At 78.2% G+C, this 22,327-nt stretch carries 1 protein-coding gene; it reads left to right on the top strand.

Annotation, left to right across the window (positions count from 1 at the left end):
• Positions 1–28: 28 nt before the first annotated feature.
• The gene (locus CKY47_RS33395) at positions 29–22,312 is read left to right on the top strand and encodes a type I polyketide synthase (protein WP_306750350.1); all 22,284 of its coding nucleotides are present in this window, start codon (positions 29–31) and stop codon (positions 22,310–22,312) included.
• Positions 22,313–22,327 lie beyond the last annotated feature (15 nt).

The raw sequence follows: 22,327 nt of genomic DNA, 5'->3' as shown, positions 1-22,327 counted from the left end.
CGTCGACCGTCGAGATGGGTTGGGTTGAATGGGCAACGAAGACAGGCTCCGGGACTACCTCCGCCGTGCCTCCGCCGACCTGCGGCGCAGCAAGCAGCGGGTGAAGGACCTGGAGGAGCGGGACGGCCAACCGCTCGCCGTCGTGGCCACCGCCTGCCGCTTCCCCGGCGGGGTGGAGGACCCGGAGGGCCTGTGGCGGCTGGTGGAGTCCGGTGTGGACGCCACCACGCCGTTCCCCACCGACCGCGGGTGGGACCTGGAGGCGCTGGCGGAGCTGTCCGCGACCGACCGCGGCGGGTTCCTGCACGGCGCGGCCGGGTTCGACGCCGAGCTGTTCGGGATCTCGCCGCGCGAGGCGCTGGCGATGGACCCGCAGCAGCGGCTGCTGCTGGAGGTCGCCTGGGAGGCGGTCGAGCGCGCCGGCGTCGACCCGCTGTCGCTGCGCGGCAGCCGGACCGGCGTGTTCGTCGGCGGGTTCGCGCAGGACTACGCGGCGGCGCTGAGCGGTGACGCGGAGGACTTCCGGCTGACCGGCAACACGACGAGCGTGCTGTCCGGGCGGCTGGCGTACGTGCTGGGCCTGGAGGGGCCCGCCGTCACGGTGGACACGGCGTGCTCGTCGTCGCTGGTCGCGCTGCACTGGGCGGTCCGGTCGCTGCGCTCGGGCGAGTGCGGCATGGCGCTCGTCGGCGGCGTCACGGTGATGGCGACGCCGTCGATGTTCGTCGACTTCACCCGGCAGGGCGGGCTGGCCGCCGACGGGCGCTGCAAGGCGTTCGCCGACGGCGCGGACGGCACCGGGTGGGCCGAGGGCGTGGGCGTGCTGGTGCTGATGCGGCTGTCCGACGCCGTGCGCGAGGGCCGCAGGGTGCTCGCGGTCGTGCGCGGCACCGCCGTCAACTCCGACGGCGCGTCCAACGGGCTCACCGCCCCCAACGGGCCGTCGCAGCAGCGGGTGATCCGCGCGGCCCTCGCCGACGCCCGCCTCGCGCCGTCCGACGTGGACGCGGTGGAGGCGCACGGCACCGGCACGTCGCTGGGCGACCCGATCGAGGCGCAGGCCCTGCTGGCCGTGTACGGCGGCGAGCGGCCCGAACCGCTGCGGCTGGGGTCGCTCAAGTCCAACATCGGGCACGCGCAGGCCGCCGCCGGCGTCGGCGGTGTGATCAAGGTGATCGAGGCGATGCGCCACGGCGTGCTGCCGCGCACCCTGCACGTCGACGCCCAGTCGACCCGGGTCGACTGGGCGTCGGGCGCGGTGCGGCTGCTGACCGGGGCCGAGCCCTGGCCGGAGACCGGTAGACCTCGGCGCGCGGCCGTGTCGTCGTTCGGCATCAGCGGCACCAACGCCCACGTCGTGCTGGAGCAGGCCCCCGAGGCCGCGCCGGTCGACGAGGAGGACGCGTCCGGTGAGGACGGCCCGACCACCCGGGACGCGGCCGGGCCCGCTGCCGACCCGGTGGCCGTGCCGTGGCTGCTCTCCGGCCGGACCGGGGGAGCGCTGCGCGCCCAGGCGGCCAAGCTGCACGCGTGGCTGACCGAGCGGCCCGACCTGGACCCGGCCGACGTGGGCCGGGCGTTGGCCGGCGCGCGCTCGGCGCTCGACCACCGGGCCGTCGTCGTGGGCGCGGACCGCGCCGAGCTGGTGACGGGTCTCGCGGCGCTCGCCGCGGGCGAGCCGGCGGCCAACGTCGTGACCGGCGTGGCCGACGGCGTGGGCAAGGCCGTGTTCGTCTTCCCCGGGCAGGGCTCGCAGTGGGTGGGGATGGGCCGCGAGTTGTGGGACACCTCGCCGGTGTTCCGGCGTCGCGCCGAGGAGTGCGCGCGGGCCCTCGCGCCGCACGTCGGCTGGGACCTGGCCGGCGTGCTGCGCGGCGAGGTGCCGGCGGACCGCGTGGACGTCGTGCAGCCCGCCCTGTTCGCGGTGATGGTGTCGCTGGCCGAGGTGTGGCGCGCGCACGGCGTGCGGCCCGCCGCCGTCGTCGGCCACAGCCAGGGCGAGATCGCGGCGGCCGTGGTCGCGGGCGGCCTGTCGCTGGAGGACGGGGCGCGCGTCGTGGCGCTGCGGGCCACCGCCATCCGGGAGCGGCTCGCCGGGCGCGGCGGCATGGTGTCCGTGCCGTGGCCCGCCGAGCGGGTCGAGGCGCTGCTGGCCGACCACCCCGACGTGTCGATCGCCGCGGTCAACGGGCCCTCGTCCGCGGTCGTCTCCGGCGAGGTCGGCGCGCTGGACGCGGTGTTCGCCGAGCTGACCGCGCGGGACGTGCGCGCGCGCCGCGTGGACGTGGACTACGCCTCGCACTCGGCCCAGGTCGCCGAGCTGGAACAGCGCCTGCTCGCCGACCTCGCCCCGGTCGCGCCGCGCGCCGGGACCGTGCCGTTCTTCTCCACGGTGACCGGAGACTGGCTGGACACCGCGGAACTGGACGCGGGCTACTGGTTCCGCAACCTCCGCCAGACCGTCCACTTCGGACCATCGGTGCGCGCGCTGCTCGACCGGGGGCACGGGTTCCTGGTCGAGGTGGCGCCGCACCCGGTGCTGCGCGCCGGGATCGCGGAAACCCTGGCCGAGACCGGCGCCGGCGTCTCCGTCGCCACGCTGCGCCGAGACGAGGGCGGCCTGCGCCGCTTCCTGCTGTCCCTGGGCGAGCTGGCCGTGCGCGGCGGCCCCGTCCGGGTGGCCGACGCGCTGCCCGACGGGCCGCTCGCCGACCTGCCCACCTACGCCTTCCAGCGCCGCCGCTACTGGCCCGCGCCCCGACCCGCCGCCGTCACCGAGGGGCACCCGCTGCTGGGCGTGCCGATCGAGGTGGTCGGGTCGGGGACGGTGGTGTTCGGCACCCGCCTGCGGCCCGCCGCGCTGCCGTGGCTGGCCGACCACGTCGTGGACGGGGCCGCGGTGCTGCCCGGCACGGCGTTCGTCGAGATGGCGGTGGCGGCCGGTGACGAGGTCGGCTGCCCGCGCGTGGCCGAGCTGACCCTGCACGCGCCGCTCACCGTGCCCGCCGCCGGGGTCCGGGTCCAGGTCGTGGTCGGCGCGGACGACGGCGGTCGGCGGGCCGTCGACGTGCACTCCCGCGTCGGCGACGAGTGGGTCCACCACGCGTCCGGCGTGCTGGCCGCCGGGCGGGCGACCCCGGCGGGGGACGCCCAGTGGCCGCCCGCCGACGCCGAGCCGGTCGACCTCGCCGGGTTCCACGACGGGCTGGCCGCGCACGGGTTCGCCTACGGGCCCGCGTTCCGGGGCCTCACGGCCGCCTGGCGGCGGGGCGACGAGCTGTTCGGCGAGGTGTCGCCGCCCGAGGCGGCACCGGCCGACGGCTACGGCCTGCACCCGGCGCTGCTGGACGCCGCCCTGCAGGTCACCGCGCTCGCCGAGGGCCGTCCCGCCGGGTTGCCCTTCACGTGGACCGGGGTCGACCTGCACGCGACCGGCGCCACGGCGCTGCGCGTGCGCGTGACGGGTGACACCGGGACCGGGTTCGCGGTCGAGGTGGTCGACCCCGCCGGCGCGCCGGTGGCGTCGGTCGAGCGCCTGGTCCTGCGCCGCCGGGAGGCCGTGACCACGACGGGGGCGGCGCTGCGCCGCGTCGAGTGGACGCCCGTCCCCGCCGACGGGGACCCGACGGCGCGGGAGCGGGGCGGGACGACCGTGCTGCCGGTCGCGTCGGTGTCCGACGACGCCGGGGACGAGGCCGTGGCGCTGTGCGCACGGGTGCTCGCCGCCCTGCGCGGGTTCCTGGCCGAAGGGGAGGGCCGGCTCGTCGTCGTCACGCGCCACGCCGTCGCCGCGCTCCCCGACGAGGTGGTCCGGGACGTCGCCGCCGGCGCGGTGTGGGGCCTGGTGCGCACCGCGCAGGCCGAGCACCCCGGCCGCTTCGTGCTCGTGGACACCGACGGCGAACCGGACGACGTCCCGGCCCTCCTGGCCGGCACCGACGAGCCGCAGCTGGTCGTGCGCGGTGGCGCGATCCTCGCGGGCAGGCTCGCGCGCGTCACCCCGAGCGGCGAGGCGTCGTTCGGGGGTGGCACCGTCCTGGTGACCGGCGGGCTCGGCGCGCTGGGCGGCGAGATCGCACGGCACCTCGTGGAGCGGCACGGCGTGCGGGGCCTCGTGCTCGCCGGCCGCACCGGCGGCGAGGTCCCGAGCGGGCTCGACGGGGCCGACGTCCGGGTCGTGGCCTGCGACGTCACCGACGCCGACGCCGTGCGACACCTGGTCGACGGCATCCCCGACCTGACGGCCGTCGTGCACGCGGCCGGCGTCCTCGACGACGCCCTGCTCACCGACCTGACCGACGACCGGCTGGCCCGCGTGCTCGCCGCCAAGGCCGGCGGCGCGTGGCACCTGCACCGGGCGACCGCGCACCTCGACCTCGCCGCGTTCGTGCTGTTCTCCTCCCTCGCCGGCACGCTCGGCCAGGCGGGGCAGGCCAACTACGCCGCCGCCAACGCCTTCCTCGACGCCCTCGCCGCCCACCGGCACGCCCGCGGCCTCACCGCGCACGCCCTGGCCTGGGGATTCTGGGAACTGCGCGGCGCGATGACCGCCCACCTCACCGACCAGGACGTGACCCGGCTGTCCACCACCGGCGTCCGCCCGCTGTCCACGCCGGACGCGTTGGCCCTGTTCGACGCGGCCCTCGCCGGCGCCGACCCCGTCGTGGTGCCCGCGGACCTCGACCGCGCGGTGCTCGCCGGCCGCCCCGACCTGCCGGGCGTGCTGCGCGGCCACCGCCGCCCGGTCCGCCGCGCCGCGTCGACCACCGCGCACCCCGAGGGCCCGGCGGCGTTGCCCGCCGCCGACCGGGAGCGCGCGCTGGCCCGGCTCGTCGCCACGCACGCCGCCGCCGTCCTCGACTTCGCCGACCCCGGCCAGGTGCCGCCGCACCGCGCGTTCCGCGAACTCGGCTTCGACTCGCTGACCGCGGTCGACCTGCGCAACCGCCTCGCCGCCGCCACCGGCCTGCGGCTGCCCGCCACGACCGTCTTCGACCACCCCACGCCCGCCGCCCTCGCCCGCCACCTGGTCGCGGAGCTGTTCGGTGCGACCGGCGCCACGCCGGACGAGCCCAGGACCGGGGAGGCCGTGGCCGAGGACGACCCGATCGTCATCGTCGGCATGAGCTGCCGGTACCCGGGCGGCGCGAACTCCCCCGAGGAGCTGTGGCGGGTCGTCGCCGACGGCGTGGACGCGATCGGCGACTTCCCGTCCGACCGGGGCTGGGACCTGGCCCGCATCCACCACCCCGACCGCACCCGCCAGGGCACCACCTACACCCGCTCCGGCGGGTTCCTGCCCGACGCGGGCGCGTTCGACGCCGGCTTCTTCGACATCCCGCCGCGCGAGGCGCTGGCCATGCACCCGCAGCAGCGCCTGCTCCTGGAGGCCGTGTGGGAGGCCTTCGAGCACGCGGGCATCGACCCGGGCTCCGCGCGCGGCACCCGCACCGGCGTGTTCGTCGGCGCGACCGGGACCGGGTACGCGCCGGGCACCGCCGAGGAGGCCGCCCACCTGGAGGGGCTGCGCGCGGTCGGCACCGCGCCGAGCTTCGCCTCCGGCCGCGTCGCCTACTTCCTGGGCCTGGAGGGTCCGGCCGTCACGATCGACACGTCGTGCTCGTCCTCCCTGGTCGCCCTGCACTCGGCGGTGTCCGCGCTGCGGGCCGGCGAGTGCGGCATGGCGCTCGTCGGCGGCGTCACGGTGCTCACCGACCCGTCGCTCTTCGTCGAGTTCAGCAGGCAGGGCGCGCTGTCCGCGGACGGCCGCTGCCGGGCGTTCGCCGACGACGCGGCCGGCACCGGCTGGTCCGAGGGCGTCGGCGTGCTGCTCGTCGAACGACTGTCGCGGGCCCGCGAACTTGGCCACGAGGTGTGGGCGGTGGTGCGCGGCACGGCGGTCAACTCCGACGGCGCGTCCAACGGCATCACCTCGCCGCACGGCCCGTCGCAGCAGCGGGTGATCCGCGCCGCGCTCGCCGCCGCCCGACTGGCGCCGTCCGAGGTGGACGCGGTCGAGGCGCACGGCACCGGCACGAAGCTCGGCGACCCCATCGAGCTCCAGGCGCTCATGGCCACCTACGGCCAGGACCGCGAGCGCCCGCTGTGGCTGGGGTCGATCAAGTCCAACATCGGGCACGCGCAGTGGGCCGCGGGCATCGCCGGCGTCATCAAGGTGGTCATGGCGATGCGCCACGGCGTGCTGCCGCGCACCCTGCACGCCGAGGCGCCCACGACCCGGGTCGACTGGTCCGAGGGCTCCGTCCGGCTGCTGCGCGAGGCCGTGCCGTGGGAGCCCGCCGGGCGTCCGCGCCGGGCCGGTGTGTCGTCGTTCGGGTTGAGCGGCGCGAACGCGCACGTCGTGATCGAGGAGCCGCCCGCCGCCCCCGCCGCCCCCGCCGGGGAACCGGCGGTGCGGTCGACGCCGTGGGTGCTGTCCGCCCGCACGCCCGCCGCGCTGCGCGGTCAGGCGTCGCGGCTGGCGTCCTGGCTCGACGCGCACCCCGACGCGCCCGCCGACGCGGTCGCCCGGTCCCTGCTGCGGCGCGCGTCGTTCGACCACCGCGCCGTGCTGCTCGACCGCGACGCCGTGCGCGCGCTGGCCGAGGACCGCCCGCACGGCGCGCTGGTGCGCGGCGAGGCCGGCACGCCCGGTCGCGTGGTCTTCGTCTTCCCCGGTCAGGGCGCGCAGTGGGTCGGCATGGCGCTCGACCTGGCCGAGTCGTCCCCGGTGTTCGCGCGGCGGCTGCGGGAGTGCGACGAGGCGCTGTCCGCGCACGTCGACTGGTCGCTGTCCGACGTGCTCGGCGACGCGGTCGCGCTGGAGCGGGTCGACGTCGTGCAGCCCGCGCTGTGGGCGGTGATGGTGTCGCTGGCCGCCGCGTGGCGCGCGCTGGGCGTCGAACCGGCCGCCGTGATCGGCCACTCGCAGGGCGAGATCGCCGCCGCGTGCGTGGCGGGCGCGCTGTCGCTGGAGGACGGCGCGCGGGTCGTGGCGCTGCGGGCGCGGGCCATCGCCGAGTCGCTGGAGGGCCGGGGCGGCATGGCGTCGGTGGCGCTGCCGGTGGCCGAGGTGGAGGCCCTGGTCGACGACCGGGTGGGGATCGCGGCGGTCAACGGGCCGCGCGCGGTCGTGCTGTCCGGCGAGGTCGGGGCACTGGACGAGTTGGTCGCGTCGTTGACCGCGCGGGACGTGCGGGCGCGCCGCATCCCGGTCAGCTACGCCTCGCACTTCTCCGGTGTCGCCGAGGTCGAGCAGCGGCTGGCCGAGGTGCTCGCCCCGGTCGCGCCCGTCGCGTCGGACGTCGCGTTCTACTCCGCGGTGACCGGCGGCCCGCTGGACACCTCCGGCCTGGACGCCGCGTACTGGTACCGCAACCTGCGGGAGCGCGTCGAGTTCGAGGCGGCCGTGCGCGCCGCGGTGGCCGACGGGCACACCGCGCTGGTCGAGGTGAGCCCGCACCCCGTGCTCACCGCGAGCGTGCAGGACGTCGTCGGCGCGGACGCGGTGGTGCTCGGCACCCTGCGCCGCGACGACGGCGACGCCGCGCGCCTCCTGCTGGCCGCCGCCGAGGCCCACGTCGCCGGTGTTCCGGTGGACTGGGCGGCGACCGTGCCGGGCGACGGGCTGGCCGTGCTGCCCACCTACGCCTTCGAGCACGAGCACTACTGGGTGAGCCCCGCCGACCCGTCCGCGGCGGTCGACCCGGCCGACGCCGGCCTGTGGTCCGCGGTGGACCGGGCCGACGCGGGGGAGCTGGCCGCCCTGCTGGACCTGGACGAGGAACGGCGGCCCGCGCTGGCGGAGGTGCTGCCCGCGCTGACCGCGTGGCGGCGCAGGCGCGGCGAGCGGGACGCCGTCGACCACTGGCGCTACCGCGAGGTCTGGCGCGCGCTGCCCAGGACCCGGCCCGCCGCCCTGACCGGCACGTGGCTCGTGGTCGGCACGGGGCGGGGCACCACCGGGCGGGACGCCGAGGTCGTCGACGCGCTGCGCGCCGGCGGGGTCGAGGTCCGGGAGGTCGTGCTCGACGCCGACTGCCACGACCGCGCCGTGCTCGCCGACCGGTTGGGCGACACCGCCGGCCTGTCCGGCGTCGTCTCGCTGCTGGCCGCCGCCGAGGAGCCGCACCCCGCCCACCCGGCGCTGGCCACCGGCCTGGCGCTCACCGTGGCCCTGGTGCAGGCGCTGGGCGACCTCGGCTGCGCCGCGCCGCTGTGGCTGCTCACCCGGGGCGCGGTGTCGACCGGCGCGCACGACCCCGTCACCTCGCCCGTGCCGGCGCAGGTGCTCGGCGTCGGCCGGGTCGCCGCGCTCGAACACCCCTCGCGCTTCGGCGGGTGCCTCGACCTGCCGGACCGCCTCGACGGGCACACCGCCGCCCTGCTGCGCACCGCGCTCGCCGAGCCCACCGACCTGCTCGCCGTCCGCCCGACCGGCCTGCACGCGCGCCGCCTCGTGCGGGCCGGCGCGGCAAACCGCGTCCGCGAGTACACCCCGCGCGGCACGGTCCTGGTCACCGGCGGCACCGGCGCGCTCGGCCCGCACCTGTGCCGCCGGCTCGCCCGCGACGGCGCGCGGCACCTCGTCGTCGCCGGTCGGCGCGGCGTGGACGCCGGGCTGAAGGCCGAGTTGGAAGCCCTGGGCGCCGAGGTCGAGTTCCCGGTGTGCGACGTGGGCGACCGGGCCGCCGTGGCCGCCCTGCTGGAGCGGTTGGCGGCCGAGGGCCGCGAGGTGCGCTCGGTGTTCCACGCCGCAGCGCTCACCGAGCTGGGCGTGCTCGCCGACACCTCCCTGGCCGACTTCGCCGCCGTGGTGGACGCCAAGGTCTCCGGCGCGGCCAACCTGGACGAACTGCTGCCCGCCGACCTCGACGCGTTCGTGCTGTTCAGCTCGATCGCGGGCCTGTGGGGCAGCGCCGACCACGGCGCGTACGCGGCGGGCAACGCCTACCTCGACGCGCTCGCCGAGCACCGCCGCGCCCGCGGCCTGACCGGCGTGTCCGTGCGCTGGGGCATCTGGGCCGACGAGCGCACCATGAACCGCCCGGACGTCGACCCCGAGCAGGTGCGCCGCAGCGGCCTGCCGTTCCTGGACGTGGACCTCGCGCTGACCGCCCTCGGCGGTGTCCTGGACGCCGACGAGACCGCGCCCGCCGTCGCCGACGTGGACTGGCCGGTGTTCCACGCCGTGTTCACCACCGGCCGCCCCAACGCCCTGTTCGACGAGATCCCCGAGGTCCGCGCGCTGCGCGCCGCCCCCGAGCCTGCGCGCGACGAGTCGGACCTGGTCGCGGGCCTGCGCGCCCTGCCGCGCGCCGAACGGGACCGCGCGCTGCGCGAGCTGGTGCGCGGCGAGGCCGCCGCCGCCCTCGGGCACCGCGACGACTCGGCGGTGGCCGAGGACCGCGCGTTCCGCGAGGTCGGGTTCGACTCGGTGATGGCCGTGGACCTGCGCAACCGGCTCAACGCCCGCACCGGGCTCACCCTGCCCAGCACCGTGGTCTTCGACTTCCCCAGCCCGGCCGAGCTGGCCGACCACCTGCGCGTGCTGCTGCTCGGGGAGGACGGGGCCGCCGCCACCGTCGTGCGCGAGGCGAACGACGAACCGGTCGCGATCGTCGGCGTCGGCTGCCGGTTCCCCGGCGGCGTCACCGCGCCCGAGCAGCTGTGGGACCTGGTGGCGGCGGGCGCGGACGTGGTCGGCGACCTGCCGGCCGACCGCGGCTGGGACCTCGCCGGCCTCTACGACCCCGACCCGGACCGCCCCGGCCGCACCTACGTCGCGCGCGGCGCGTTCCTGCCCGAGGCGGGCGACTTCGACGCGGCGTTCTTCGGCATCTCGCCGCGCGAGGCCATCGCGATGGAACCGCAGCAGCGCCTGCTGCTGGAGACCTCGTGGGAGGCCTTGGAGCACGCCGGCGTGGACCCGCGCTCGGTGCGCGGCAGCAGCACCGGCGTCTTCCTCGGCGCGGCCTACCAGCACTACGCCACCGGTGTCCTGACCAACGAGGACGGCTACGAGGGCCACCTGCTCACCGGCCGCGCCACCAGCATCCTGTCCGGTCGCGTCGCCTACCTGCTCGGCACCGAGGGCCCCGCCCTCACCCTCGACACCGGCTGCTCGTCGGCCCTGGTCGCGCTGCACCTGGCCGCGCGGGCGCTGCGCTCCGGCGAGTGCGACCTGGCCCTGGCGGGCGGCGCCACGATCATGACGTCGCCGGAGACGCTGACCGGGTTCAGCCGGCAGCGCGCGCTGTCGGCGGACGGCCGCTGCCGGGCGTTCGGCGAGGAGGCCGACGGGTTCGGCATGGCCGAGGGCGTCGGCGTGCTGCTGGTCGAGCGGCTGTCCGACGCGCTCGCCAACGGGCACCGGGTGCTGGCCGTCGTGCGGGGCACGGCGATCAACTCCGACGGCGCGTCCAACGGGATGACCGCGCCCAACGGCCGCGCGCAGCAGCGCGTGATCCGGGCGGCGCTCGCGGACGCGGGCCTCGAACCGTCCGAGGTGGACGCGGTCGAGGCGCACGGCACGGGCACGCCGCTGGGCGACCCGATCGAGGCGCACGCGCTGCTCGCCACCTACGGCCGCGACCGCACCGAGCCGCTGTGGCTGGGGTCGGTGAAGTCCAACATCGGCCACACCCAGGCCGCCGCCGGCGTCGCGGGCGTGGTCAAGGCGATCTACGCCATGCGGCACGGCGTGCTGCCGCGCACCCTGCACGCGGACACCCCGTCCTCGCGCGTCGACTGGTCGGCGGGCGCGGTCGAGCTGCTGCACGCCGACCGCCCGTGGCCGCGCACCGGGGCCCCGCGCCGGATCGGCGTGTCGGCGTTCGGCATCAGCGGCACCAACGCGCACGTCGTGCTGGAGCAGCCGCCCGCCGCCGTCGCCGCGCCGCCCGCCGACCCGGCTCCCGTGGCCGGTCCGGTGCCGTGGGTGCTGTCCGGCCGCACGGAGGACGCGCTGCGCGCCCAGGCGGCCCGGCTGCTCGACGCCGTGCTGGCCCGGCCCGACCTCGACCCGGCCGCCGTGGCCGCGGCGCTGGCCGGGCGTTCCGGCTTCGAGCACCGCGCCGTCGTGCTCGGCGCCGACCACGACGAGCGGTGCCGCGCGCTGGCGAACCTGGCGCGCGGTGGCGAGGACCCGGCCGCGGTGCTCGGCACGGCGGCCGACCGCGGCGAGGCCGTGTTCGTGTTCCCCGGTCAGGGCGGTCAGTGGGTCGGCATGGCCCTGGACCTGGTCGCGTCGTCGCCCGTGTTCGCGGACCGGCTGCGCGAGTGCGACGCCGCGCTCTCGCGGCACGTCGACTGGTCGGTGCTCGACGCGCTGGCCGACGAGGACGCGCTGGCCCGGGTCGACGTGGTGCAGCCCGCGCTGTGGGCGGTGATGGTGTCGCTGGCCGAGGTGTGGCGGTCGCTCGGCGTCCCGCCCGCCGGGGTGGTGGGCCACTCGCAGGGCGAGATCGCGGCGGCCTGCGTGGCGGGCGCGCTGTCCCTGGACGACGCGGCGCGGGTCGTGGCGCTGCGCAGCCGGGTCGTGGCCGAGGCGCTGTCCGGTCGCGGTGGCATGGCGTCGGTGGCGCTGCCGGTGGCCGAGGTGGAGGCCCTGGTCGACGACCGGGTGGGGATCGCGGCGGTCAACGGGCCGCGCGCGGTCGTGCTGTCCGGCGAGGTCGGGGCACTGGACGAGTTGGTCGCGTCGTTGACCGCGCGGGACGTGCGGGCACGCCGCATCCCGGTCGACTACGCGTCGCACTGGTCCGGCGTGGACGAGGTGCGCGACGCGCTGGCGGAGGTCCTGCGCGGCCTCGCGCCCGCGTCGACCGACGTGGACTTCTACTCGGGCGTGCTCGGCGCGGCCCTCGACACGGCCGGCCTGGACGCCGGCTACTGGTTCCGCAACCTGCGCGAGCGGGTCGACTTCCAGGGCGCGGTGCGGGCCGCCGGGCGCGGGGTGTTCGTCGAGGTCGGGCCGCACCCGGTGCTGTCGATGAGCGTGCGCGACATCGTCGGCGACGACGCCGTGGTGGTGGGGTCGCTGCGGCGCGGCGAGGGTGGCTCGGACCGGCTGCTGCGGTCGGTGGCCGAGGCGTGGGTGGCGGGCGTGCCGGTGCGCTGGGACGCCCTCGTGCCCGGCGTCGCGCCCGCCGAGGTGCCGACCTACGCGTTCCGGCACGAGCGCTACTGGCCGGTCCCGGACGTGGCCGACCAGGTCGGCGCGACCGTCGACACCTGGCGCTACCGCGTCGACTGGACCCCTGTGCCGGTCTCCCCGGTGCCGGTCTCCCCGGTGCCGGTCTCCCCGGTGTCCGCCCCCCTCCGTCGCTGGCTGGTCGTCGCGCCCGAGGGCGTCGACACCTCCTGGACGACCGGGCTGCTCGGCGACGCCGTGCTCGTGCCCGGCGGTGACCGGGCGGCCCTCGCCGAAGCCCTGACGGGCCCGGGACCGGCGGGCGTGCTGTCCCTGCTGGCGGCCGGCCGCGACCCGGTCGTGGCGACCGCCGCGCTCGTGCAGGCGCTCGGCGACGCCGGGATCACCGCGCCGCTGTGGTGCCTGACCCGGGGCGGGGTGGACACCGGCGACGCCCCGGCCGACCCGGAGCAGGCCGCCGTGTGGGGACTCGGCCGCGTCGTCGGCCTGGAGCACCCCGACCGCTGGGGCGGTCTGGTGGACGTGCCCCCGGGCGACGTCGACACCGGCCTGCTGGCCGCCGTGCTGACCGGCGCGGCGGGGGAGGACGAGGCCGCGATCAGGTCGGGGCGCGTGCTGGGCCGCCGGTTGGTCCGCGCGCCGCGCCGCGCGGCCGTCCGCCCGGTGCCCACCGGGCGGGTGCTGATCACCGGCGGCACGGGCGCGCTCGGCGCGCACGTCGCCCGCCGGTTCGCGAGCGCCGGCGCGGAACGCCTGGTGCTGGTGAGCCGCAGCGGACCGGACGCGCCGGGCGCGGCCGCGCTGCGCGCCGAACTCGACGGCGTGGACCTGCGCGTCGTGGCCGCCGACGTGACCGACCGGGAGGCGCTGGCCGCGCTGCTCGACGAGCACGCGCCCGAGGTGGTCGTGCACGCGGCGGGCGTGCTGGACGACGGCGTGCTCGACGCCCTCACCCCCGACCGATTCGACGCCGTGTGGCGCACCAAGGTGGACGCCGCCCGGCACCTGGACGAGCTGACCCGCGACCGGGACGTGGCCGCGTTCGTGCTGTTCTCCAGCATGGCCGGCACGCTCGGCAACCCCGGCCAGGGCAACTACGCCGCCGCGAACGCCGCGCTCGACGCCGTCGCCGGGAACCGCCGCGCCGCCGGGCTGTCGGCGACCTCGATCGCCTGGGGCCGGTGGGCTGAGATCGGCATGGCCGCCGACGCCGCCCAGGTCGACGCGGGCGCGCGCCGCGACGGGTTCGGCGCGATGGCCGCCGGGCACGCCGTGGAGGCGCTGTGGGGCGCGCTGGCGGCCGACGAGACCGTGCTGGCCGTCGCCGACGTCGACTGGGCGCGCTGGCAGGCCGCCGGGGCGCGGCCGAGGTCCGCGCGGTTCGTGGGCGGGCTGCTGCCCGCGGAGTCCCGGCACGAGGTCCCCGGGACCGCCGCGGTCGACGCACCGACGGCCCGCGACCTGATGGCCGCCGTCCGGGAACGCGCCGCCGCCGTCCTCGGGCACGCCGACGCCGCCGCGGTCGACCCGCACGGCCGGTTCCGCGACCTGGGCTTCGACTCGCTCACCGCGCTGGAGTTCCGCAACGGCCTGGCGCGCGTGCTCGGCGTGGACCTGCCCGCCACGACCGTGTTCGACCACCCGACCCCGACCGCGCTGGTCGCCCACCTGGAGACCCTGCTCGGCGGGACCGCCGCCGAGCCCGAGCGGCCGCGCGCCGCCGTGACCGCGGACGAGCCGGTGGCGATCGTCGGCATGGCGTGCCGCCTGCCCGGCGGCGTGGACAGCCCCGAGGGCTACTGGGAGCTGCTGGTCGGCGGCCGGGACGCGATCGGCCCGTTCCCGACCGACCGCGGCTGGTCGGCGGAGGCGCTGCGCGGCAGCACCACCCGCTCCGGCGGCTTCCTGCGCGACGTGGCCGCCTTCGACGCCGGCTTCTTCGGCATCTCGCCCCGCGAGGCGCTGGCCATGGACCCGCAGCAGCGCCTGCTGCTGGAGGTGTCGTGGGAGGCCCTGGAACGGGCGGGCATCGACCCGGCGGGCCTGCGCGGCGGCGACACGGGCGTGTTCGTCGGCACGAACGGCCAGGACTACGGGAACCTGCTGCTCGGGTCCGGCGCGGAGCGCGACGGGCACGTCGGCACCGGCATCGCGGGCAGCGTCGTCTCCGGGCGGGTGTCCTACGTGCTGGGCCTGGAGGGGCCCGCGGTCACCGTGGACACGGCGTGCTCGGCGTCGCTGGTCGCGATGCACCTGGCCGCGCAGTCGCTGCGCTCCGGCGAGTCCGGGCTGGCGCTGGTCGGCGGCGTGTCCGTGATGTCCACCCCGTGGATCTTCACCGAGTTCAGCCGGCAGGGCCTGCTCAGCGCGGACGGCCGGTGCAAGGCGTTCGCCGACGGCGCGGACGGCACCGCCTGGGCCGAGGGCGCGGGCGTGCTGGTGCTGGAACGGCTGTCCGACGCGCGGCGCAACGGGCACGAGGTGCTGGCCGTGCTGCGCGGGTCGGCGGTCAACCAGGACGGCGCGTCCAACGGCCTCACCGCGCCCAACGGCCCCTCGCAGCAGCGCGTCATCCGGCAGGCGCTGGCCAACGCCGGGCTGCGACCGTCCGAAGTGGACGTCGTGGAGGCGCACGGCACCGGCACGGCGCTCGGCGACCCGATCGAGGCGCAGGCGGTGCTGGCCACCTACGGGCAGGACCGCGAACGCCCGCTGCTGCTCGGGTCGGTCAAGTCCAACATCGGCCACACCCAGGCCGCCGCCGGCGTCGCCGGGGTCATGAAGGTGGTGCTGGCGATGCGGCACGGTGTCGTGCCGCCGACCCTGCACGTGACCGAGCCGTCGTCGCACGTCGACTGGTCGAGCGGCGCGGTCGAGGTGGTGACCGCGCCGACGCCGTGGCCGGAGACCGGCCGCGTGCGCCGGGCCGGCGTGTCGTCCTTCGGCGTGAGCGGCACCAACGCGCACGTCGTGCTCGACGCCCCGGAGATCGCCCGGCCCCCGCGCCCCGGCGCGGGCGGCCCGGTGCCGTGGCCGGTGTCGGCCCGCTCCGAGGACGCGGTGCGCGCCGCCGTCGCGCGGCTCGCCGGCGTCGACGCCGACCCGCTCGACGTGGGGCACACCCTGGTGACCGCGCGCGCCGCGTTCGACCACCGCGTGGTGCTGCTCTCCGACGGCGGCGAGGTGCGCGAGGTCGCGGCCGGCACGCCCGTCGGCGGGCCGTCGGCGCTGCTGTTCGCCGGTCAGGGCGCGCAGCGGGCCGGCATGGGGCTCGGGCTGGCCGCCCGGTTCCCGGTGTTCGCCGACGCGCTGGACGAGGCGTTCGCCGCGCTCGACCTGCCGGTCGACGTCCTCGGCGACGCCGGGCGGCTGGCGGGCACGGGGTTCGCGCAGCCCGCGCTGTTCGCGTTCGAGGTGGCCCTGTCCCGGCTGCTGGAGTCGTGGGGCGTGCGGCCGGACGTGCTGGTCGGCCACTCGGTCGGCGAGTTCGCCGCCGCGCACGTGGCCGGGGCGCTGTCCCTGGCGGACGCGGCCCGGCTGGTCGCCGCGCGCGGCCGGCTGATGGCCGCGCTGCCACCGGGCGGGGCGATGGTCGCGGTGGAGGCGTCGGAGGACGAGGTCGCGCCGTTCCTGGGCGACCGGGTCGTGCTGGGCGCGGTGAACGGCCCGCGCTCGGTGGTGCTCTCCGGCGACGAGGCCGGCGTCCTGGCCCTGGCGCGCCGGTGGGCGGAGCGGGGCAGGCGCACCAGGCGGCTCACCGTGTCGCACGCCTTCCACTCGCCGCTCGTCGAGCCGGTGCTGGCGGAGTTCGCCGAGGTCGCCGCCGGGGTGACCGCGCACGCGCCGCGCATCCCGGTCGTGTCCACCGTGACCGGGCTGCCGCACGCGGTGTTCGACGGCGACCACTGGGTGCGGCAGGTGACCGCGACCGTGCGGTTCGCCGACGCCGTGGCCGCCACCGGGGCGACGACCCTGCTGGAGGTCGGGCCGGACGGCTCGCTCGCCGCCGTGGCGCGGGAGAGCGTGCCCGACGCCGAGGTGGTGCCGCTGCTGCGGCGCGACCGGGACGAACCGGCCGCGCTGGCCGCCGCCCTCGGCCGCGCCCACGTGCGCGGCATCGCGGTGGACTGGTCGGAGTGGGTCGCCGGCGGTCGGCTGGTCGACCTGCCGACCTACCCGTTCCAACGGGCCGCCTACTGGCCGGAACCCGCCGCCCCGACCGCCCTCGACCCCGCCGACGTGGCGGACCTCGCCGCGGACCTGGACCTCGACCGCGACGCCCTGGACTCCGCGCTGGCCGCGCTGGACGGCAGGCGCAGGGCCCGGGCCGCCCTGGTCGACCGCTACCGGCTGGAGTGGCGCCCCGTGCCCGCCGGGCCCGCCCCGACCGGCCGCTGGCTGGCCGTGCTGCCGGAGGACCCGGCCGGGTGGGTCCGACCGCTGCTCGACTCCCTGCCGCTCGACGTCACCACCTCCGGCGACCACGACGGCGTGCTGTCGTTCCTCGACGTGGCGGGCACGACCGCGCTGCTCGCCGGGGACCGCCCGGTGTGGTGCGTGACGCGGGACGCGGCGACCGATCCCGCGCAGGCCGCGCTCTGGGGCTTCGGCCGGGTCGCCTCGCTGGAGCACGCCGGCCGCTGGGGCGGCGTGCTGGACGTGTCGGCAGACGCCGACCCAGCCCTGGTCGCCGCCGCGCTCACCGCGGGCGAGGACGCCGTGGCGGTGCGGTCCGACGGGCTGTGCGCCCAGCGACTCGTCCCGGTCGTCGACACCGCCGAGGCCCCGGCGCCCCGGGGCACCGTGCTGGTGACCGGCGCGACCGGCGCGGTCGGGTCGGCCGCCGCGCGGTGGCTCGCCGGGCGCGGCGTGCCGCACCTCGTGCTGCTCACCCGCTCCGGCGACGCCGACGCCCTGGTGCGCGAGGTCGAGGCGCTGGGCGCGACGGCCGAGTCCGTCGCCTGCGACGTGACCGACCGGGACGCCCTGGCGGCCGTGGTGTCCGCGCACGCCCTCACCGGCGTGGTGCACGCGGCCGGCCGGTGGGAGGGCGCGGTCCACCTCGACGAGCTGACCCGCGACCACGACCTGGCCCTGTTCGCGCTGCCCACCACGATCGCCGGGGTGTGGGGCGCGGCGGGCCACGCCGACGACGCCGTCTCGGACGCCTCCCTGCGCGCGCTGGCCGCGCGCCGCCGCTCGCTCGGCCTGCCCGCGACCGTCGTGTCCTGGTCCCCGTGGGCCGGGTCGGCCTCCGCCGACCGCCTGCACCGCGCCGGCCTCACCCCGCTGCACGGCGCGACCGCCGTGACCGCGCTCGCGACCGCCGACGGTGACGTCGTGGTCGCCGACGTCGACTGGGCGCGCATCCCCCCGCGCCCGGTCGGCTCCCGCGTCCTCTCCGAGGTCCCCGGTGTGCGGATCGCCGCGGACCTCGGGGAGGACGCCCGGGACCGGCCGCGCGAGCAGGTGGCGCGCGAGCTGCTGGACACCGTGCGCGCCGCCGTGGCCGCCGTCCTGGAGCACGGGTCGGCCGCGGACGTCGCGCCCGACCGGGCGTTCCGCGACCTCGGCTTCGACTCGCTGACCGCCGTCGAGCTGCGCGACCGGCTCACCGCCGCGACCGGCCTGGCGCTGCCCGCGACCGCCGTGTTCGACCACCCCACCCCCGAGTCGCTGCGCGACCACCTGGTCACCGCGCTGCTCGGCGACCCGACCCCCGAGGTGGCGGCACGGCCGCGCGAGGCGTCCGACGACCCGGTGGTGATCGTCGGCATGGCGTGCCGCTTCCCGGGCGGCGTCGCCGACGCGGACGGCCTGTGGCGGCTGGTCGACGAGGGCCGGGACGCGGTCACCGGGTTCCCGACCGACCGCGGCTGGGACCTCGGCTCGCTGCGCACCACCAGCGCGGCGGCCGAGGGCGGGTTCCTGCACGACGCGCCGCTGTTCGACGCCGACTTCTTCGGCATCTCGCCGCGCGAGGCGTTGTCGATGGACCCGCAGCAGCGGCTGCTGCTGGAGACCTCGTGGGAGGCGCTGGAGGACGCGGGCGTCGATCCCGGCGACCTGCGCGGCTCCGCCGCGGGCGTGTTCATCGGCTCGACCGGGGCCGACTACCGGCCGCCCGCCGACCTGCGTGGGCACCTGCTCGCGGGCAACGCGGCGAGCGTGCTGTCCGGCCGGGTGTCGTACGTGCTCGGGCTGGAGGGCCCGGCGATGACGATCGACACGGCCTGTTCGTCGTCGCTGGTGGCGCTGCACCTGGCGGCGCGGTCGCTGCGGGCGGGCGAGTCGTCGCTGGCGCTGGCGGGCGGCGTCACCGTGATGTCGACGCCGATCGCGTTCGAGGAGTTCACCCACCAGGGCGGGCTCGCGGCGGGCGGCCGGTGCCGGTCGTTCGCCGACTCGGCCGAGGGCGTGGGCTGGTCCGAGGGCGTCGCGGTGCTGGTGCTGGAGCGGCTGTCGGACGCCCGCCGCAACGGGCACGAGGTGCTGGCGGTCGTGAGGGGCAGCGCGGTCAACTCCGACGGCGCGTCGAACGGCCTGACCGCGCCGAACGGGCCGGCGCAGCAGCGGGTGATCCGTGCGGCGCTGGCCGACGCGGGCCTGGCGCCGTCCGATGTGGACGTGGTGGAGGCGCACGGCACCGGCACCACCCTGGGAGACCCCATCGAGGCGCAGGCCGTCCTCGCGACCTACGGCCAGGACCGCGAGCGGCCCCTGCTGCTCGGCTCCGTCAAGTCGAACCTCGGGCACACGCAGGCCGCGTCCGGCGTCGCCGGCGTGATCAAGGTCGTGCAGGCCATGCGCCGCGGTGTCGTGCCCCGCACCCTGCACGTGGACGCGCCGTCGTCGCACGTGGACTGGGCGGCGGGTCACGTCGCGCTGCTCACCGAGCCGGTGGCGTGGCCAGACACGGGCGCGCCGCGCCGGGCCGGCGTGTCGTCGTTCGGCGCGAGCGGCACCAACGCGCACGTCGTCGTCGAACAGGCCCCACCCGCCCGGCCGGAGCCCGCCGCCGCCGTCGACGGGCCGCTGCCCGTGCTGCTGTCGGCGCGCGGCCCGGAGGCGTTGCGCGGCCAGGCCGCCCGGCTGCTCGGGCACCTCGGCCGCGGCGCGCACGTCGACCTCGCGGACCTGGCCGTGGCGTCGGCCCGCGCCCGCGCGCACCTGCCGCACCGCGCGGCCGTCGTGTGCGGTGACCGGGACGAACTGGTGCGCGGCCTGACCGCGCTGGCCGAGGGCCGGTCGAGCGGTGTGGTCGCCGCCCGCGAACCCGTGCGGGCCTGGGTCTTCGCCGGCCAGGGCGCGCAGCGGACCGGCATGGGGCTCGGGCTGGCCGCCCGCTTCCCGGTGTTCGCCGACGCGCTGGGCGAGGTCGCCGACGCGCTCGCCGGCGAACTGGACCGGCCGCTGCGCGACGTGCTGGCCTCCGACGACCTGGACCTCACCGGCTACACCCAGCCGGCCCTGTTCGCCTTCCAGGTGGCGCTGTCGCGGCTGCTGGGGTCCTGGGGCGTGCGCCCGGACGTGCTGGTCGGGCACTCGGTCGGCGAGGTCGCCGCGGCGCACGTCGCCGGGGTGCTGACCCTGCCGGACGCCGCCCGCCTGGTGGCCGCCCGGGGCAGGCTCATGCAGGCGCTGCCGGTCGGCGGCGCGATGGTGGCCGTGCGGGCGACCGAGGCCGAGGTGACGCCGCTGCTCACCGGCGGCGTGGCGCTGGCGGCGGTGAACGGGCCGGAGTCGGTCGTGCTGTCCGGCGTCGCCGAGGAGGTCGCGGCGGTCGCCGACCGGTTGACCGCCGACGGCCGCAAGACCCGCGCGCTGCGGGTCAGCCACGCCTTCCACTCGCCGCTGATGGACCCGGTGCTGGCGGAGTTCGGCGAGGTCGTCGCCGGCCTGCGGTTCGCGCCGCCGCGCGTGCCGGTCGTGTCGACGGTCGCCGTCGGCGCGGACCACACCGACCCGGCCTACTGGGTCGGGCAGGTCCGGGCCACCGTGCGCTTCGCCGACGCGGTCGCCGCGGCGGGTGCGGGCGTGCACCTGGAGATCGGCCCCGACGGGTCGCTCTCGGGTGCGGTGCGGCAGGTGCTGCCCGACGCGGCGGCCGTCCCCGCGCTGCGCGGGGACCGGTCCGAGCCGGTCGCGCTGACCGAGGCGCTGGCCCGCCTGCACGCGCACGGCGCGGACGTGGACTGGGCCGCGTTCCACGGCGGTCGCCGGGCGCGCCGGGGCGCGCTGCCGACCTACGCCTTCCAGCGGGAGCGGTTCTGGCCGCGGGACGCCGCGCCGACCGCGGACCCGACGCCCGACTGGCGCTACGCGCTGGACTGGGCGCCGCTCGACCCGCCGGCCGCCCGGCCCGGCGCGCTGCTGGCGGTCGTGCCCCACGCCGGGGACGCCTGGGTCGCGGACGTGCTGGCCGCGCTGCCCGAGGCCCGCGTGACGACCCTCGCCGAGGTGGTGGGCGGCGCGGCGGACGTGCCCGACGGCGCGACCGCCCTGTTCTTCGCGGTGGACGACGCCGAGCGCGACGGCGTGCCCGCCGCCGTGCTCGACACCGCCGCCCTGCTGCGCGCCCTCGGCGACGTGCCGCTGTGGTGCGTCACGCGGGGCGCGGTGGCGATCGGCGGGGAGACGCCCTCCGTCGCCGGGGCCGCCGTGTGGGGCCTGACCGGGGTGGCCGCCGCGGAGCGCCCCGACCGCTGGGGCGGCGTCGTCGACCTGCCGGCCGCGTGGGACCCCGCGTCCGGTCCCGTGCTCGCCGCCGTGCTGGCGTCCGGCGACGAGGACCGGGTGGCGGTGCGCGGCACGACGGCGCACGGCAGCAGGCTCGTCCGGTCGACCGCGCCGTCCGCCGACCCGTGGCAGCCGACCGGGACCGTGCTGGTCACCGGCGGCACCGGCGCGCTGGGCGGGCACGTGGCCCGCGGCCTGGCAGAGGCCGGCGCGGAGCACCTGGTGCTGCTCGGCCGCACCGGGGCCGACGCGCCGGGCGCGACCGGCCTGCGCGACGAGCTGGTCGCGCTCGGCGCGCGGGTGGACCTGGTGGCGTGCGACGCGGCCGACCGCACCGCACTGGCCCGCGTGCTGGCGGACCTGCCCGGCCTGACCGGTGTCGTGCACGCGGCCGGCGTGCTGGACGACGGGCTGCTCGACGGCCTCACGCCGGACCGGTTCGCCACCGTGTTCCGCGCCAAGCTCGCCGCCGCCCGCAACCTCGACGACCTGACCCGGGACCGCGACCTCGCGGTGTTCGTGCTGTTCTCGTCGGCGTCGGCGGTCCTCGGCAACGCCGGGCAGGGCAACTACGCCGCCGCCAACGCCGCGCTCGACGCCCTCGCCCACCACCGCCGCGCCGCCGGGCTCGCCGCGACGTCCGTCGCGTGGGGCGCGTGGGACGGCGGCGGCATGGCCGCGGACCCGGCCGCACGGGACGCGGCGCGCCGGGCCGGTGCGCTGCCGATGCCGCCGCGCCGCGCCGTGGAGGTGCTGCGCTCCCTGGCGACGGGCGGCGCCGCGCACGCCGTGGTCGCCGACATCGACTGGGAGCGCTACGGCCCGGTGCGCGGGGGCGCCCTCACCGCGCACCTGACCGGCGCGAACCCGACCGGGGCGGGGCGGACCGGTCACGACGCCGCCGACGCCCTGCGCGCCCGGTTGGCGGCCGTGCCGGAGGGCGGTCGGCGACAGGTGCTGCTGTCCCTGGTGCGCACCGAGGTGGCGGACGTGCTGCGGCACGGCGGCGCGGACCGCGTCGCGGCCGACCGGACGTTCACCGACCTCGGGTTCGACTCGCTGACCGCGGTCGAGCTGCGCGACCGGCTGGCCGCGCTGACCGGCCTGACCCTCGCGGCGACGCTGGTGTTCGACCAGCCCACCCCGCTGGCGCTCGCCGAGCACCTGCACCGGGGCCTCGCCGGCGTCCTCGCGCCGGACGCGCCGGTGGCGGAGGAGGCCGACGAGGAGGGCCGGGTGCGGGCGCTGCTGGCGACCGTGCCGCTGGACCGGTTGCGCGACCTCGGCCTGCTCGACGCCCTGCTCGCCCTGGGCGACGGCGCGGACCGCGACGAGGACGACCGGGCCGCGGACGACGCGGCCGTCGACGACATGGACCTGGACGCCCTGGTCCGGGCCGCCCTCGACGCGGACCGCTGACCAACCGACCCCGAA

Origin of the sequence: Saccharothrix longispora, from assembly GCF_030852425.1 — a bacterium.
Taxonomy (GTDB): Bacteria; Actinomycetota; Actinomycetes; order Mycobacteriales; family Pseudonocardiaceae; genus Actinosynnema; species Actinosynnema longispora.
Note: the sequence above shows the minus strand (reverse complement) of the source record. Positions and strands in the feature narration are given on the sequence as shown.

Bases quoted from the DNA above. Each gene is read 5' to 3' on its own strand.
- CKY47_RS33395 (WP_306750350.1), top strand. From the start codon at position 29: ATGGGCAACGAAGACAGGCTCCGGGACTACCTCCGCCGTGCCTCCGCC.